The sequence below is a fragment of the Kribbella sp. NBC_00382 genome (assembly GCF_036067295.1).
Taxonomy (GTDB): Bacteria; Actinomycetota; Actinomycetes; order Propionibacteriales; family Kribbellaceae; genus Kribbella.
The window spans coordinates 7,238,075-7,254,684 of the sequence record NZ_CP107954.1 but is presented as its reverse complement, the minus strand read 5'-3'; the positions used below and the strand labels follow the sequence as shown (position 1 = coordinate 7,254,684).

Sequence of the window (16,610 nt, the reverse complement as noted above, 5' to 3'; positions counted from 1 at the left end):
CGACCGAACAGTGCTACGCGACCTGATCGGCCGGGCGAGCCATGAGTACGGGATCGGTGAACCAGCCGCGCCAGCGCAGGAAGAGGAAAGTACCGCCGATGAGCAGGGCCGGGATCCAGTAGAGAATCGCGGTGAGAGCGACCGCCCCGAAAGCGGCCGTCCACGGTACGCCGATCGACGCGAGGCCGGCCACCAGAGCACCCTCACGCGGGCTGGCGCCATGGACGCCTGGCAAGGCACCGGCGAGTTGGCTGGCACCGAAGACGGCGGCCAACTGGAACGCCGACACCGAGTCGCCGACCGCATGCAGCGCACCGATCAGCAGGCCGAGAATCGTTGCCTGGTAGCCGACCGACAAGAGGATGCCGCCCGCGAACACCTTCGGAGTGGGCCACGGCCACCGGCCGGCCAGTCCGGGATGTCGTCGATTCACGATCAGCGCCACCGCGAGGACCACAGCGGCCACGCTCAGAGCGATGATCAGTACTTTCCGGGGGAACGCCACCCCACAGACCGCGACGGCGCAGGAGAGCCCGACCGTACCGACGAAGCGGTCGAGCGCGACTTCGGCGACCGCGGGCGCTCGGCGTACGCCGGTCCCTTCCAGGCGGTGGATCCGCCACAGGTCCGCGCCGGCGTGCCAGGGGGAGATCAGGCCGAGGATCTCGCTCTCCGCATAGGCCCGCAGGTGCCAGCAGCGCGATCGGCCGCTGGTGGACAGCGAGTGCCAGCGGAGCGGGCAGAGGACGTACTTGCCGATGGCGAACGGCAGCAGCCCGATCATGGCCGGTAGCACCGCGGTATGCGGAACCCGCTCGACGTTCCATAAGGACAGCCCGACGGCGCCCAGCAGGGCGGTGACACGGACAGCGCGGTTGCCGATGATCGTCCAGGCCCAGCGCCGCAGAGCGCTGAACTGCTGATGGCCGGCGCGCATCGCGGCCTCCTTCCAGGGGAACGACCGAGCTCCTCAACCGGTGGGCGTCCGGGCTCGTGGCTCAGACCATAGCTCCGCAACGATGCCCCCGCATCTTGACGGGACACGCGTTTCTGGTGTGACTGGTGGGGTACTGCAGGCGAATATCTGGTGACGCAGGCCGCCTCGGTACGCTGGGGAGCATGGTCAGCGGGGGTACCGACGCCGAGCTCACGCGGAGTGCCCAGGGTGGCGATGTCGGGGCCCTTGGAGTACTGCTCCAGCGGCATGAGGCCGGGATGCGGGTGGTGGCGCTCAGCCTGCTCGGGTTCGGGCCTGATGTCGACGACGTGGTTCAGGATGCCGTTCTGGTTGCGCTGCGGCGGATCGGAGATGTCCGGGATCCGGCGGCGGTGGGGCCCTGGCTGCGGATGATCGTCCGCAATGCGTGCCGGAGCCGGTTGCGGTCGGCCCGGACGCTGGTACCGATCGAAAGCTTGCCGTTGGCATCGACCGAGCCGACTCCCGAGCAGGTGCTGGATCGGCACGCCTCGCGCGACTGGATCTGGCGGGCGATCGAGGAGCTGCCGGCGCCGATCCGGATGGCGGTCATGTTGCGCCACTTCAGTACCGGCGTTACGTCGTACCAGGAGATCGCGGCGGTTTGCGGGGTGCCGGTGGGGACGATTCGCAGTCGGCTCAGCCACGGCCGGGCCAAGTTGGCCGAGGCGTTGCGCGGTACTGCGAGCGCGGCGCATGGCGATGCGGCCGCGTTGACCGAGGCCAGTCGGCGCGAGGGGCTGGAGACGCTGGCGGAGGCCGAGCGGGGGAGGTTCGCCGGGGTGCTCGCGGAACGGTGGTCGCCGGACGTTGCTCTGATCACCGGTGGGCAACGGATCGTCGGACACGACTTCCTGCTGCGCGGGATGGAAGGCGATCTGGATGCCGGGGTCCATCAGCGGCTCAGGCATGTCGTCGCCAGCCAGGAGATCGTTCTCTGGGAGACGGAGCTGATCAATCCGCCGGACGATCCCGAGCACTGCCCGCCGGCCTCCATCTGGCTGATGTCGCTGGAGAAGGGGATGGTCCGCGAGTTGCGGCTGTACCACCCCGCGAGGATCGCGGCTGCCGCCTGAGCTTGGTGGCTCAGGTCACACAGCCTGGATTGAACTTCGTCCGTACGCTCGCGTCCTGTCGGCATGACCAACCTTGATCTGAACCCGCTGGCGATGGGCACGCACACCGTCGACCTGAACGGCATCGCCCAGCGCTACCACGTCCACGGCGCCGGCCCGGTCTGCGTCGCGCACCCTGGTGGGCCGGGCGTCTTCTGGGAGTACCTGCGAATGCCGGAGCTGGAAGCCCACCTCACGATGGTCTACGTCGAGCCGATCGGCACGGGCGGCTCCGGACGCCTCGCGAGCCACCCCAACGGCTACACCCGCGATCGGTACGTCCAGGCGCTCGACAGCCTGATCGAGCACCTCGCGACCGGCCCGGTCTACCTGCTCGGCCACTCGCATGGCGGCTTCGTGGTCCAACGGTATGCGCTGGCGCATCCCGAGCGGCTGGCCGGAATCATCCTGTACGACAGTGCGCCGGTCACTGGGCCAGAGCACGGTGCCGAGTTCATGCGCAAGATCGAGGAGTTCGTCGCCCGGAACGAGGGGAATCCGGACCTTCCGGAGGTACTGGCCACGGTGCAGGCGATCCCGAGTATCTCGACCGATGAGGGGATGACCGCGGCGCTCGCCGGGATCATCCCCTTGTACGTCGCCGACTACTGGAATCGGCGGGAGGAGTTTGCACCGCTGCAGGCGAAGGTGAGTGGCACCTATATCTCGGGGGTCGACGCGGATGGTGAGCCGGACGTGATCGACGACCGCTCGGTGCTGGGTGACGTCACCGTCCCGGCGCTTGTGGTCGTCGGTCGGCTCGATCCCATCTGTGGCGTGCGGTGGGCTGAGGAGCTCAACAAGCTGATCCCTGGTTCGCAGTTGGTGGTCCTAGAGAACAGTGGACACTTTGGCCATTTGGAAGAACCTGAGGCCTTTAAGCAGGCTGTGACTGCTTTTGTAGGCGGTTGATCAGCTGCCAGGTTGCGGCGTAGAGCAAGAGGGCGATCGCGAAGGAGGCGCCCGCCCTCTTGACCGCACCGGTCAGAACGCCTTCTGCGACTGCGGTCCAGGTGGCCGAATCGGTCTGGTAGTCGGTGTAGTCGCGGTGGGCGAGTACGGCGGCGCCCAGTAGCGGGGCTGCGATCAGGAAGGCGACGGTCAGCCGTCGGATCGGGATGGTGAGATGGGGAGTCGCGTCGTCGTTGGTGCGGAGTTGGGCGCGGTGTTTCCAGAGGTACCAGGTGACGACGGCCAGGCCGAACGCTGTGCTCGCGTACTGGAGTAGGCGTTGCGCTGGGAGTAGGTCCGTGTCGGTGAAGGCGTCCCAGAGGAGATGGGTGGCGACGCCAATTGCCGCCGATGCGAGTAGCCAGGCGGCGTACTTGGCCTTGTGTGGTTCTTTCCGTTGCGGGAGGGCTAGGCCGGGTGGGAGTAGGGCGGTGATTGGGGCGCGGACCATCCAGTAGGCGGCTACCAGCGCTACGGCGTACAGGAGGTCGATGGGGAGGCCGCTGAGGGAGTGGGTGTGGGTGGCGTTGAGGAGAGGCTCGTACCAGTCGCCGGCGGTGGTGGAGGTGATGCCGGCGGCTCTGAGGAAGTACGGGAGGTCGGGGGCCATGGAACCGGCGACCAGGGCTGCTGGGACGAAGGGGTGGCGCAGCAGAGGAAGCACCGCGGCAGGATGGGCCAGGGTGAAGGGCATCGTCTGGGTTCGCTCTCTGCTGGGGATAGTCCGCATCTGAGAGTACTCACTTCAACGGACTATTGCCAAAACCCTGATGTGTACGCGTGGGCGAGGAAGAGCGGCGAGGCGACGGCCGTCGCCGCCAGCGCGCGCAGGCTGGACGGCCGCGCCTGAAAGGCGAGGACGACGCCGGTCGCGCCGAGAACCAGCACCGGCCAAGCGCCGTAATCCGTACTGACGACAAAGGCCCGCGTCTGAACGAGCGCAATCGGAAACCAGGCGACAGCGGCCATCGCCCCGGCCAACGCAGCCAGCCGCCGGCCGGTGATGCTGCCGCTGTGGGTTGGCCAGTTGAGTGCTGAGCCGGCTAGGTCTGGGGGACAGGCTAGGAGGGTGGCAGCTGTTAGGGCTGCTGCGATTGGTTCTATCGGGCCGTTGGCGTAGAGGTTCGGTGAGGCTGTCCATTGGAGGGCGTAGCCGAGGAGGCCTGCTGTGGTGAGGATTCGGCCGGGTGGCCAGCGGTGGGTGAGGGTGAGGATTGCGCCGAGGGGGATCAGGGTTAGGAGCAGCAGGTTGAGGGCTTGGGGGGCGTCGGTGGTTGCGACGTGGCTCCAGGTTGAGCCGGGGGAGATGGCGACTCCGGCGTACCAGCGCATTAGTTGGATGCCGCCGTACGCGGCGGCGACTGCCAGGGCGATGGGGGTGGTGAGGGCGAAGAAGCGCCCGCCGGGGGAGGCGGAGTCGAGGCCGAGGCGGACTCGTAGGGCGTGGGCGATGAGGTCGGCGTCCGCGCGCAGCCGGGCCGCGAGCGGGAGATCCATCGTCATCTCACGATGTACATCGAGGATCTCGCGGCCGTGCGCGTCTCGATAGCCGGCCGGATACAGCCGGAGAAGGTTGTCGCTCATACGGCCGGCGAGGTCCCCCCGGCCAGCCGCCGTCGAACCTCGCGAGCGGTGGACGCCAGCCTCTCCGCCTCTGCTTCCAGCCGTTCGCGCCCAGCCGGGCTGAGCCCGAAGATCCGCCGAGCGCGCCCGCCCACCACCTCTTCCCGCTCGACCTGAATCAGCCCCTCCGCCAGCAGCCGATCCAAAGCCCCGTACAGAGCCCCCGTCCGCGGCGTCACCCGCCCGTCCGTGATGCTCTTGACCTCTTGAGCGATCGCATACCCATGGCGCGACTCATTGGCCAGCGCCGTCAGCAACAGCAGCGCCAACTCCTGCATCCCACGATCGCTCATGCCAACAGACTATTCCGTCAGGCGTGCGAGGTTAGGGGGCCGCCGTTGTAGGTGACCATGTCGGTGAAGGCGCCGATGAGGTCGAGGGTGGAGTCGTCTAGTTCGGCGTATGCGCGGTGAAGGTTGCCGACCAGGCGTTCGGGGTCCAGCAGGTCGGCGTACTGGCCGAGGTCGGTGTTGCGGGCTGCTTCGAGTGGGGTGAGGCCGGCTGCTTTGGCTGCCTGGGCCGTCTGTTGGATGAAGCGGAGGTAGCCGAGCACGTCATCGATCAGTTGCGGGCCGCTGACCTCGCCGTGGCCGGGGATGATCGTCTCGGCGTTGAGCGGCTTGAGGACGTTCTCGAGGACGTCGATCGAGCCGGCTACCGAGCCCATCAGGACGAAGGGCGTGCCGCCGTTGAAGAGGAGGTCGCCGGTGAAGAGGACCTTGCGCTCGGGGATCCAGACGATCGAGTCGTTGGTGGTGTGGGCGGGCTGACCGACGTACCGGACCTCGCAGGCCAGGTCATCGTTCCAGACGGTGACGCGATCGGCGAAGGTGAGTGTGGGGAGCTGCAGTTCGAGGTTGCCCCAGTCGACCGGGGTCCAGAGCGGCGGTAGTTGCGCGGGTGGCCCGAACGCCTCCATCTGGCCGCGGAGGTGTTCGTGGCCCACGACCGTCGCGCCGGTGAACAGCGCGTTGCCCCAGGTGTGGTCGCCGTGGTGATGGGTGTTGACGATGGTCCGTACCGGCTGCTCGGTGATCTTGGCGATCGTCGCCTGGTAGTCGCGAGTGCGGCTCTCGGTGGCACAGGTGTCGACACTGATCACCCCACGCCGGCCGACCAGGAAGCCGGCGTTGTTGATCCACCAACTCCCGTCCGGCTGGACGTAGGCGTAGATGCCCTCACTGACCTCGACCGCCGGAACCCCAGAGATGCCCATGGCAACCAATGCTAGAGGGCCGCTGGTGACCGCCTACTGGGCCATCACCTGCTGGGCGCGGTCCCACGCGCGGTGGAGGCCGAGCTGGTTGATCAGGTCGGTGGTGAAGGGCTTGGCGATGCTCTCGCCGAGGAGGATGCCGGGGGCCGTCGTGTCGATGTGCGTCGTGCGGGCCCGCTTGATCGTGCCGCCTGCGGGAGCGATCAGCCGGAGTACGGCGCCCTGGGCCTCGACCGCGCGCCGGAGCTTGGTGATACCAGGCCGGGCTTTCCCGGACTGCGATCTGAGCTGATGATCGGGAGGTACACAACGGCTGTTCGCCTGCTCGGGCATTTCCATTTGTCAGGATGCCTGAAGGGCCGAGCACAGTGCCGTTTGCGTTGTCAGGCTGTGCCTGGGGCGCGGGAGGCGGCTTCGGCATGGATGACGTCGATGGTGCCGAGGATGTGGGCCTCCATTTCGGCACGAGCAGCGGCGTTGTCCTGTTTCTTGAGGGCGGTGATGATCCGCTCATGGTCGGCGTGCCTGCCCGAGACGGCCGATGCGAGCGGCTGTGGCACCCCACTGGTGTTGATGAGCAGGTCGGAGCGATCCCACATCCGACTGCTGATCTCCGAGACGACGGGCGAGTGCGCCATGGCGTGGATGATCGCGTGGAAGCGGCGGTTCAGCAGCCGGTATCCGTGGGCGCGTGCGGCGGGGTCGGGGTCTGCGTCCAGTTGTTTGATCTGGTCGTTGACCGCGATCAGCTCCTGCAGTTGAGACTCGGTACGGCGCTGTGCGGCAACACCAGCCACGGCTCCTTCCATGCCGCCGAAGACTGCGAAGAAGTCTGCGACTGACTGGGCGGAGTGCACCGGGACGCGGCATCCGCTCTGGGGAATGATCTCGATCAGCCCGTCAGCTTCGAGCCGGCGTAGAGCATCCATGACAGGAGCCTTCGAGACCTGGAACTCGGCCTTCAAGGCCTCCATCGACAGTCGCTCGCCGGCTTTGTAGCCGCCTTCGAGGAGACGCTCCTTGAGGCGGTCGTAGGCGAGTGTCCCCAGTCGGCGCCCCGACGAGGCCGCGAGCGGCCGAACGCCACCAGTCGGCGAGTCCGGGCCGTCCCATGCTGCTGTCATCACCGCTCCAGGTTATCGGCGACTTCCGGATCCTCGCCTGATCGATCACTGCTAGGCGAGGTCTTGCGCGACGAACAAGATGAGCGCTACCTTCCAACTGGAATGCTAGCATGCCAGTTGCGTTATTGGAGGTGAAGAGTGTGGCCACCGCTCTGGTGACGATGTCCCACTCGCCCTTGATGGGCTTTACCGAGCCGGCTCCCGCGACCCGGGGGCGGGTGGATTCCGCGCTGGCCGATGCGCGGGCGTTCGTTGCCGACTTCGACCCGGAATTGGTCGTCTTGTTCGGCCCGGATCACTACAACGGCTACTTCTACGACATGATGCCGCCGTTCTGCATCGGCGCGGCCGCCGAATCGATCGGCGACTACGACACCACGGCCGGCGTCCTGCCCGTCGACCACGACGCCGCGATGGCGATGGTTCGGGCGGTGCTGGACGCCGACCTGGACGTCACGTTCTCCGAACGCATGTACGTCGACCACGGCTTCGTGCAGCCGCTGGAATTGCTGCTGGGCGGACTGGATCGTGCACCGATAGTTCCGGTCTTCATCAACAGCGTTGCCGAGCCCCTCGGCCCGCCGCGGCGAGCGCGTCTGCTCGGTGAGGCGATCGGCCGGTACGCCACCACCGTGGACAAGCGGATCCTGTTCATCGGTTCGGGAGGCTTGTCGCACGACCCACCCGTGCCGACTCTGGAGGGTGCGGCGCCGGAAGTGGCGGCCTCGCTGATCTCTGAAGGCCGGCGTCTGACACCCGAGCAGCGGGCTGCCCGGCAGATGCGGGTCATCCAGGCGGGTCGCGACTACGCCGCGGGCGTCTCGACGATGAAGCCGCTGAACCCTGAGTGGGACCGCAATGTGCTGGACGTCCTCGCTGCGGGCGACTTCGCGCAGATCGACCGCTGGACCACGGACTGGTTCACCGAACAGGCAGGTCATTCCGCACACGAGACTCGCACGTCGATCGCGGCCTACGCGGCCCTGGCTGCTTCTGCGGGCCAGTACAAGGTCACCGCCTCGTACTACGAGCCCATCCCGGACTGGATCGCGGGTTTCGCTGTCACCACAGCGCTTCCGACGTCGTCCGTTGTCGCTGCCTGACCTTTCATTCGTCTCCCCGGCTCTGCCCGGGACGCATTAGGAGCACATCATGGACTTCTGTATCGGTACCTGCGCCAAGATCGACCAGGTCGGATTGGTCAGGCAGGCCGAGGATCTCGGCGTCAGTCATTTCGGTGTGGGCGAAGGCCCGCTGCTGTTCTCCGACCCGTACCAGCAGATGGCCTTGGCGTCGCAGCAGACGTCGACCATCAATCTCGGCACCATGGTCACCAACCCGCTGACCCGGATCGCGCCGGTCACCGCGAACTCCGTTGCCACCTTGAACAAACTCGCCCCGGGCCGGACCTTTCTCGGGATCGGGACGGCGAACAACGCCCTGCGTTCGATGGGCAACCGGCCGGCCACCATCAAGGAACTGGTGCACTCGGTCGAGGTGTCGCGTGGACTCCTGCGCGGCGAGCGGGTCAAGCACCGCTGGCTCGGCCAGGAGACCGAGATCGAGTTCCTCGACACCAATGGCCTTTGGTACGACATCAACGACGTACCGATCTGGATGGCGGCCGGTGGACCGCGTGGTCTCAAGGCCGCTGCCGCGCTCGCGGACGCGGTCGTCTACTGTCTCGGTCCCCAGCCGGAGATGATTCAGCTGGTCCGGCGCGAACTCGACAAGGCCGTTGCCGAGGCCGGCCGCCCGGAGGGGTCGGTCAAGCTCATCTCGCTGACCTGGTTCTACCAGTTGCGCAACGGGCAGACGTGGGAAGACGGCATCACCGAAGGGTTCGGCTCCGGCCCGATCTCGTCGTGCATCACCAACGCCGGGTTCATGAACGAGCACATCGACGAGCTCGGCGAACCGATCGTGAAGGCCTCCACGCAAGCCGCGATGGCCTACCTCGGTGACCCCACCGCTCCGGACCAGCCGCACTACCTGGAGACCTGGGCGAAGTACCTGCGGGGCCTCGACCCGGCGCACCGGCCACTGATCACCAAGGAGCTCGTCGACTACTGGTGCATGTACGGCGGACCGGCCGACGTCCGTGAGCAAACCCAGCTGATGCTCGACAGCGGCGTCGACATTGTCAGCGTCTTCTTGTCGAACCCGTTCACTGCCGGGCGCGACATCCAGGACATCGGCTCGTCCATCCTCGCCCACGCCTGACCCGCCACCCCATACACACAGACAGGGAGATCGCCATGGAGCTCACACCGTCAACCACCGCCGTCATCGCGGTACACATGCAGCGCGACATCGTCAGCGCCGACGGCGCGTTCGGTGGGTTCTTCGCGGCCCAGGCCACCGAGCGCGACGTCGTCGGCATCACCGGGAAGCTTCTCGACGCCGCTCGCAGCGCCGGCGCGACCGTGGTCTACACGCGAGTCGCCTGGCGAGACGACTACTCCGACCTGGTGGTGAACTCGCCACTGCTGGGCATCGTCGCCCAGTCGAAGTGCCTGGCCGATGGCAGCCCCAAGGCCGAGATCCTCCCCGAGATCGCGCCGGTCGACGGAGACATCGTCGTCACCAATCAGCGGGTCGGCGGGTTCGCGTCCAGCCAACTCGACGTCATCTTGCGGTCCCGCGGGATCGACACCGTCGTGTTCGCCGGCGTCGCCACGAACGCGTCGGTCGAAGGAACGGCCCGCCAGGCCAGCGATCTCGGTTACCGGACCATCGTCGTCGCCGACGCCTGCAGTGCCGCTGATCCGGCCGCACACGACGCGTCGATCGCCTCGCTCGGGCTGCTCGGCGAGATCACCAGCAGCGCTGAGATCACCGAAGCGCTCGGCGCTGGCCAAGGCACCGCATGAACACGGCAGAAGAAGTGACCGCCGTGACGCAGCCACGGGATCTGCCGGTCTGGGTGGCGTTGTCAGCCACCCCGCACAGCATCGGATATGTCCAGGTCGGGCCGTGGAACACGCGAGTGCTGCAGGCCGGCCCAGAAGACGGTGAGCCGCTCGTCTTGATGGCCGGCACCGGCGGCCACCTGGAGGCGTACGCCCACAACATCGCCGAGTTCGCCGAGCGGTACCGCGTGATCGCCTACGACTACCCCGGACACGGCTACACCACCCATGCGACCAGCGATCTCGAACTGCCTGACTACGTCGTCCACCTGACCGGCCTGCTCGATGCGCTCGGGATCGGCGCGGCCAACCTGAACGGTGAATCGCTGGGTGGGTGGGTCGCGGTGAAGTTCGCCGCCGCTCACCCCGAACGGACTCTGCGGCTGGTCCTGAACACCCCCGGCGGCACGATGGCGCGCTCCGAGGTGATGGAGCGGATCCGCAGCCTGTCCCAGGCCGCCGCCGATGACCCGTCGGACGAACGAATCCGGGCCCGGCTGGAGTGGCTGATGGCCGACCCCGCGACCGTTACCGACGAACTCGTCGACATCCGCCGCACGATCTACGCGCGCGCCGGCTTCGCCGAGTCGATGCGGCACATCCTGTGCCTGCAAGACCCAGAGGTCAGGCGCCGCAACCTGATCACCGACGCGGAACTGGCGGCCGTCCCACACGGTGCCCTGGTGGTGTGGACCTCGAACGACCCGTCCGGTCCGGCGGCCGCCGGGCTCGAGATGGCCGAGAAGATCCGCGGCGGGCACTTCGAGCACGTCACCGGCGCCGGCCACTGGCCACAGTGGGAACAGCGAGAGAAGTTCAATCAACTGGTCTTGGGGTTCCTCGCCGAGGAGCAGCAATGACCGCCGGTGAGCCTCAAGCACGCGAAGCCGTCCAACGTCTGGCGGCAGCTCAGCGACTGCGCCGTCCCTGCCCACCGGTTCGCGATCTCCTCGCTGCGGGCGACCTCGACACCGCTTACGCCGTGCAGACCGCCGGCATCGCGGCCAGGCTCGCGGCCGGCGCCACGGTGGTCGGCCACAAGATCGGCCTGACCAACCCGAAAGTCCAGGTCCAGCTCGGCGTCGACCAGCCCGACTTCGGTGTGCTGCTCGACGACATGTCCCGGAGCCCGCACGAGCCGATCGAGTCGCGCGACCTACTGCAACCCAAGATCGAAGCCGAGCTCGCCTTCGTCCTTGCTGCCGATCTGACCACGGGACCAGTCACCGAGGCCGATGTCGAGGCGGCCACCGACTATGTGGTCGCGGCGCTGGAGATCGTCGACAGCCGGATCACCGACTGGGACATCACCATCGTCGACACCGTGGCAGACAACGCCTCGTCCGGCCTGTTCGTTCTCGGCGACACCCACGTGGCGCTGACCGGTCTGGATCCTCGCAGTGTGGAAATGGACATGACCGACGGCGAGGGGATCGTGTCGAGTGGCAGTGGCGCCGACTGCCTCGGCGATCCACGGGCGGCGGTCGCCTGGCTCGCCAACACCGCGCTGCGCAACGGCACGCCGCTGCGCGCCGGTGACGTCGTACTGTCCGGTGCTCTCGGGCCCATGGTCCCCGTCACCGCCGGGGCGACCTACACCGCGACCATCACCGGCGTGGGAACGGTCACCGCCGCCTTCACCGGCGATGTCCAGCCCGCGACCTCTGACGCTGGAGAACCCCAATGACAAAAACCAAGGTGGCGATCATCGGTTCCGGCAACATCGGAACCGACCTGATGATCAAGGTCATGCGGCTGTCCGAGACCCTCGAAGTCGCCGCACTCGTCGGCATCGACCCGAACTCCGACGGCCTCGCCCGGGCCGGCCGGTTCGGGATCGCGACGACCTCCGACGGCGTCGACGGCCTGATCGCGCTGGACGACTTCGACGACATCCGCATCGTCTTCGACGCGACCTCGGCCAAAGCCCATCTCGCCAACGCGGCCCGCCTCACTCCGCTGGGCAAGCAGTTGATCGACCTGACACCGGCCGCGATCGGCCCCTACACCGTGCCCGCGGTCAACCTCGACGCCCATTTGGATGCGGTCAACGTCAACATGGTCACCTGCGGCGGCCAGGCCACCATCCCCATCGTCGCGGCCATCGCCCGCGTGACACCGGTGCACTACGCGGAGATCGTCGCGTCGATCGCCTCGAAATCCGCCGGTCCTGGCACCCGAGCCAACATCGATGAGTTCACCGAAACCACCCGCGCAGCGATCGAACAGATCGGTGGCGCGGCTCGTGGCAAAGCGATCATCGTGCTCAACCCTGCTGACCCGCCGCTGATCATGCGCGACACCGTCCTGTGCCTGACCGATCGGCTCGACGAACCGGCTCGCGATGCCGTGGCGAAGTCGATCGAGCAAATGGTCGGTGACGTCGCTGCCTATGTCCCCGGCTACCGGCTGAAGCAGGCCGTCCAATTTCACGACCTCGACGCCGCCGACACCACCCACACGCTCAACCCCGACCTCGAGCCCGCAGACCGCACACAGGTCAGCGTCTTCCTGGAGGTCGAGGGCGCGGCCCACTACCTGCCCGCCTACGCAGGCAACCTCGACATCATGACGTCTGCCGCCCTGCAGGTCGCCGAGCGCCTCGCAGCCCAGGCAGCCGGCTCCGGAGCTCTGCCCGCGGAGGCACACTCATGACCAGCAGCAGCCACCCCGAAACCACCGGGCCGAAGGTCTACATCCAAGACGTGACCCTTCGCGACGGCATGCACGCCATCCGGCACCGCTACTCCCTCGATCAGGTCACCGCGATCGCCGCTGCACTCGACGCGGCCGGGGTCGACGCAATCGAAATCGCCCACGGTGACGGCCTGGCCGGAGCCAGCCTCACCTACGGACCCGGTGCACACACCGACACCGAATGGATCGGGGCCGTTGCCGCCGTCGTCAAACAGGCCAGACTCACGACCCTTCTGCTGCCTGGCATCGGCACGATCGACGACCTGGACCGCGCCCACGACCAAGGCGTCACGTCGGTCCGGATCGCGACCCATTCCACCGAGGCCGACATCTCCGCGCAGCACATCGCCCGCGCCCGCGACCTCGGCATGGACGTGTCCGGGTTCTTGATGATGAGCCACATGACCCAGCCGTCCCAACTCGCCGACCAAGCCCGGTTGATGGAGTCCTACGGTGCCCACTGCGTCTACGTCACCGACTCCGGCGGCCGACTCACCATGGGCGACGTCCGCGACCGGGTCCGCGCCTACCGCGACGTACTCGACCCCGCCACCGAGCTCGGCATCCACGCCCACCAGAACCTGTCGCTGGCCGTGGCCAACTCCGTCGTCGCCGTCGAGAACGGCGTCACCCGCGTCGACGCCTCACTGGCCGGGATGGGAGCAGGCGCCGGAAACTGCCCGATCGAGCCGCTGATCGCTGTAGCCAATCTTCAGGGCTGGCAGCATCACTGCGACCTGTTCGCCCTCCAGGACGCAGCCGACGACCTCGTCCGGCCGCTGCAGGACCGCCCCGTCCAGGTCGACCGCGAAACTCTCACCCTCGGCTACGCCGGCGTCTACTCCAGCTTCCTGCGACACGCCGAGAACGCCTCCCAGCGATACGGCATCGACACCCGCGACATCCTCGTCGAGGTCGGACGCCGCGGCCTGGTCGGCGGCCAGGAAGACATGATCGTCGACGTCGCACTGGACCTCGCCCGACGCAGCCACGACGCGGCCGGGACCACCCACACGGTAGGAGCGAGCTCATGACCGCCCTCGACTACCGCCGACCCGACACCGGTTACGACACCGACGTCCTGGTGGTCGGCACCGGACCGACCGGCGCGACCTGCGCGCTCGCACTGGCGACGTACGGCGTCGATGTCCGCGTCGCGACGAAGTGGAACTGGCTGGCCAACAGCCCCCGCGCCCACATCACCAACCAGCGCACCCTCGAAGTACTGCGCGACCTCGGCGTCGAAGAAGAAGCAACCTCGGTCGCCACGCCCTGGAACCTGATGGGCGACACCCTGTTCACCACCAGCCTGGCCGGCCACGAGGTCGCCCGCCTGCGCACCTGGGGAACCGGTGAACACCGCATCGGGGACTACCTGCAAGGCAGCCCCTGCCCGCTGCTCGACATTCCCCAGACCTACATGGAGCCGGTACTGGTGAAGAACGCCGCGGCCCGCGGCGCCGACATCGCCTTCAACACCGAATACCTGTCCCACCAGCAAGACGCCGACGGCGTCACCTCACACCTGCGTGACCGGCTCACCGGCCACGAGTACACCGTCCGCAGCCGCTACCTGGTCGGCGCCGATGGGGCTCGCTCCCGGATCGTCGAAGAACTCGGCCTGCCGATCGAAGGCACGATGGGTCGGGCCGGCACCATCTACACACGCTTCAAGGCAAACCTCACCAAGTACGTCGAACACCGGCCCAGCATCCTGCACTGGATCATGACGCCGGGCGCCGGCTACGGCGAAATCGGCATGGGCACCTTCCGCGCCATCCGCCCCTGGACCGAATGGATCGCCGGCTGGGGCTACGACATCGACGGCCCCGAACCCGACCTGAGCCCCGAAGCGGTCCTGCCCCGCATCCGCGAAATGATCGGCGACCCGGACGTCGACGTGGACATCCACAACGTCACCACCTGGCAGATCAACCAAGCCTGGGCCACCCAGTACTCCTCCGGCCGGGTCTTCTGCGGCGGCGACGCGGTCCACCGCCACCCGCCATCGAGCGGCCTCGGCTCGAACACCTCCATCCAGGACGCCTTCAACCTCGCCTGGAAACTCGCCTACGTCCTCAAAGGCTGGGCCGAGCCACCACTGCTGGAGTCCTACTCACAAGAACGCGCACCCGTCGGCCGGCAAGTCGTTGCCCGCGCCAACCAATCCCGCGTCGACTACGGTCCCATCAACGAGGCCTTTCGTACCACCGGCAAGGCCGATCCGGTCGCCGCAGGTCTCGCGAAACTCGCCGCCCCCGGCGACGAAGGGGTCGCCGCCCGCGAGGCACTCGCCGCGGCCATCGAGTTCAAGAACACCGAGTTCAATGCCCAAGGCACCGAACTGAACCAGCGCTACACCTCCACGGCAGTCGTGCCCGCGTCAGAACCTGAGATCTGGGACCGAGACCCCGGCCTTCACCTGCAGGCGACCACGCGCCCCGGGGCGAAGGTTCCGCACGTGTGGCTGGTCGACAAGACCGGCCACAAGCTCTCGACCCTCGACGTCACCGGCAAAGGCCGGTTCAGCCTTGTCACGGGCCTCGCCGGTACCGCCTGGGCAGCCGCCGTCGACAAGCTCGACCTGCCGTTCCTCGATGCTGTGATCATCGGCGCACCCGACACCGCCGACCGATACCACGACTGGTTCCGCGCCCGCCAGATCGACGAAGCCGGCGCGATCCTGGTCCGACCAGACGGCTACGTCGCCTGGCGCCAGACCAACGCAGTACGAGACGGCGAAGAAGCCTTCCACCAACTCACCACCGCACTGACGGCAGTCCTCGGAACATCCCACTGAACCGACGCCGAGCCGGGATCGACGCCCTGGATGGATACTCTTCACGTTGGTGGCGTCCACAATGGGGATCACCACAGCAGAGGGACTGGTAGCGATGGAGCTGCGGCACGTCGAGTACTTCGTCGCCGTGGCCGAGGAGCTCAGCTTTACTCGAGCAGCCGCCCGGCTTTCCATGGCGCAGTCGCCAATCTCGCAGCAGATCCTGAAGTTGGAGCGGGAGCTGGGCGTCGCGCTGTTCGAGCGCAGCACCCGTTCGGTCCAGCTCACCCCGGCGGGCTGTCTGTTCTACGAAGAAGCGGTCGCGCTGCTGGCCGCCGCAAACCGAATGGCCGACAACGCGCGATTAGCCGGTCAGGGACGGCTGGGGAGACTCTCACTGGCCTTCACCGGGTCGGCCACCTACGACCTGATGCCGCAACTGGTGAGTGCCTACGCCCAGCGCTACCCCGGGGTGCTGCTCGAGGTACGCAGCGAGATGCTCACTCCCGCCCAAGTGGCGGCCCTGCTGGACGGCACCGTCTCGGTGGGCCTGTTGCGGCCTCCGGTGACTGCTGAAGGACTCGTGGTCGAGGTGCTTCGAGACGAGCCTCTGGTCGTGCTCCTGCCGATCAGCCACCCGCTGGCGAGCAGGGTGAACCTGAACCTGGCCGACCTGGCAGGAGAATCCTTCATCAGCTACCCCAGTTCGCCCCCGTCCTCGGTTTTCCGCACGGTGCAGGCCGCCTGCCGCCAGGCAGGGTTCACGCCGAAGGTTCGTCAGGAGGCGGCCGAGACCTCCAGTCTGGTGGCGCTCGTGGCCGCCGGACTGGGCATCGCGTTGGCCCCGGCCTCGGTCCGGCACCTGCGTATCAACGGTGTCACTCATCGGCCGATCATCGGCACCGACGTCACGCTGTCTCTGGCGATCGCCTACAAGTCGGGACCCGTCCCGCCGCTCGTGCGTGGCTACCTCGAGACCGCTCGGGCTGTGGTCCGGAAGCAGAAGCCGGCCTCGAGCGGGCCCCTTTTCGATGACCAACGGGATCTGCCCGACTCCGTCTGAACCGCAGGCCGCCGCGCATCGCCTGTTGCGACGGGCCAGCGTTTAGTCGCACTGCGTCTGAATCTGTTCGGTTTCTGGTGTTGGACAGATGAATCTCACTGTTCCTAACGTGATCTACATCATGTGGTCGCAACTCGCCCGCTCAGGCTGACCT

Annotated in this window: 18 protein-coding genes; 11 read left to right on the top strand and 7 right to left on the bottom strand. The window is 67.3% G+C overall.

The window, feature by feature from the left end; genetic code table 11:
- Positions 1 to 13 precede the first annotated feature (13 nt).
- Entirely contained in the window at positions 14 to 937 is a 924-nt protein-coding gene (locus OHA70_RS34225) for a hypothetical protein (protein ID WP_328324822.1), read from the bottom strand.
- 182 nt (positions 938 to 1,119) lie between these two features.
- Here OHA70_RS34225 and OHA70_RS34220 point away from each other — a divergent pair, with 182 nt between their 5' ends.
- Both OHA70_RS34220 and OHA70_RS34215 read left to right on the top strand, forming a co-directional pair.
- Positions 1,120 to 2,052, top strand: coding sequence for an RNA polymerase sigma factor (locus OHA70_RS34220; protein WP_328324820.1), 933 nt, complete (start codon positions 1,120 to 1,122; stop codon positions 2,050 to 2,052).
- Between the two features lie 63 nt (positions 2,053 to 2,115).
- Complete coding sequence (locus OHA70_RS34215) at positions 2,116 to 3,003, top strand: alpha/beta fold hydrolase (RefSeq protein ID WP_328324818.1); 888 nt, start codon at positions 2,116 to 2,118, stop codon at positions 3,001 to 3,003.
- On the opposite strand, the gene OHA70_RS34210 is transcribed toward OHA70_RS34215, so the two are convergent.
- Genes OHA70_RS34210 through OHA70_RS34185 form a run of 6 tightly spaced genes read right to left on the bottom strand, consistent with a single transcriptional unit; the run spans position 2,969 to position 7,005 of the window.
- Entirely contained in the window at positions 2,969 to 3,736 is a 768-nt protein-coding gene (locus OHA70_RS34210; RefSeq protein WP_328335269.1) for a DUF4184 family protein, read from the bottom strand. The genes OHA70_RS34215 and OHA70_RS34210 overlap by 35 nt on opposite strands.
- Before the next feature lie 59 nt (positions 3,737 to 3,795).
- Entirely contained in the window at positions 3,796 to 4,626 is an 831-nt protein-coding gene (locus OHA70_RS34205) for a hypothetical protein (RefSeq protein WP_328324816.1), read from the bottom strand.
- Positions 4,623 to 4,958, bottom strand: a complete 336-nt coding sequence (locus OHA70_RS34200; protein WP_328324814.1) for a PadR family transcriptional regulator — start codon at positions 4,956 to 4,958, stop codon at positions 4,623 to 4,625. The genes OHA70_RS34205 and OHA70_RS34200 overlap by 4 nt, the downstream gene beginning before the upstream one ends.
- Before the next feature lie 17 nt (positions 4,959 to 4,975).
- The gene (locus tag OHA70_RS34195; RefSeq protein ID WP_328324812.1) at positions 4,976 to 5,881 is read right to left on the bottom strand and encodes an MBL fold metallo-hydrolase; all 906 of its coding nucleotides are present in this window, start codon (positions 5,879 to 5,881) and stop codon (positions 4,976 to 4,978) included.
- Between the two features lie 33 nt (positions 5,882 to 5,914).
- Positions 5,915 to 6,220: a hypothetical protein gene (locus OHA70_RS34190; RefSeq protein ID WP_328324810.1), complete on the bottom strand. Its 306-nt coding sequence runs from the start codon at positions 6,218 to 6,220 to the stop codon at positions 5,915 to 5,917.
- A gap of 44 nt (positions 6,221 to 6,264) precedes the next feature.
- Entirely contained in the window at positions 6,265 to 7,005 is a 741-nt protein-coding gene (locus OHA70_RS34185; RefSeq protein WP_328324808.1) for a GntR family transcriptional regulator, read from the bottom strand.
- A gap of 140 nt (positions 7,006 to 7,145) precedes the next feature.
- On the opposite strand from OHA70_RS34185, the gene OHA70_RS34180 reads away from it, so the two are divergent.
- The 9 genes from OHA70_RS34180 (at position 7,146) to OHA70_RS34140 (ending at position 16,456) form a co-directional block, all read left to right on the top strand.
- Positions 7,146 to 8,108 (top strand): 3-carboxyethylcatechol 2,3-dioxygenase, encoded by a 963-nt coding sequence (locus OHA70_RS34180; protein ID WP_328324806.1) that lies wholly within the window; start codon positions 7,146 to 7,148, stop codon positions 8,106 to 8,108.
- Positions 8,109 to 8,157: 49 nt separating this feature from the next.
- Entirely contained in the window at positions 8,158 to 9,228 is a 1,071-nt protein-coding gene (locus tag OHA70_RS34175; protein ID WP_328324804.1) for an LLM class flavin-dependent oxidoreductase, read from the top strand.
- Between the two features lie 35 nt (positions 9,229 to 9,263).
- Positions 9,264 to 9,878, top strand: a complete 615-nt coding sequence (locus OHA70_RS34170) for a cysteine hydrolase family protein (RefSeq protein ID WP_328324802.1) — start codon at positions 9,264 to 9,266, stop codon at positions 9,876 to 9,878.
- 23 nt (positions 9,879 to 9,901) lie between these two features.
- Positions 9,902 to 10,777 (top strand): alpha/beta fold hydrolase, encoded by an 876-nt coding sequence (locus tag OHA70_RS34165; protein ID WP_328324800.1) that lies wholly within the window; start codon positions 9,902 to 9,904, stop codon positions 10,775 to 10,777.
- Complete coding sequence (locus OHA70_RS34160) at positions 10,774 to 11,604, top strand: 2-keto-4-pentenoate hydratase (protein ID WP_328324798.1); 831 nt, start codon at positions 10,774 to 10,776, stop codon at positions 11,602 to 11,604. Before OHA70_RS34165 ends, OHA70_RS34160 begins: the two co-directional genes overlap by 4 nt.
- Positions 11,601 to 12,572 (top strand): acetaldehyde dehydrogenase (acetylating), encoded by a 972-nt coding sequence (locus OHA70_RS34155; protein ID WP_328324796.1) that lies wholly within the window; start codon positions 11,601 to 11,603, stop codon positions 12,570 to 12,572. The genes OHA70_RS34160 and OHA70_RS34155 overlap by 4 nt, the downstream gene beginning before the upstream one ends.
- A complete protein-coding gene (gene dmpG, locus OHA70_RS34150; RefSeq protein WP_328324794.1) occupies positions 12,569 to 13,648 on the top strand; it encodes a 4-hydroxy-2-oxovalerate aldolase in 1,080 nt (359 codons plus the stop codon). The genes OHA70_RS34155 and dmpG overlap by 4 nt, the downstream gene beginning before the upstream one ends.
- Positions 13,645 to 15,414, top strand: coding sequence for an FAD-dependent oxidoreductase (locus OHA70_RS34145; protein WP_328324792.1), 1,770 nt, complete (start codon positions 13,645 to 13,647; stop codon positions 15,412 to 15,414). Before dmpG ends, OHA70_RS34145 begins: the two co-directional genes overlap by 4 nt.
- A gap of 61 nt (positions 15,415 to 15,475) precedes the next feature.
- On the top strand, positions 15,476 to 16,456 hold the full coding sequence (locus tag OHA70_RS34140; protein ID WP_328335267.1) for a LysR family transcriptional regulator: 981 nt from the start codon (positions 15,476 to 15,478) through the stop codon (positions 16,454 to 16,456).
- Positions 16,457 to 16,610: the final 154 nt, after the last annotated feature.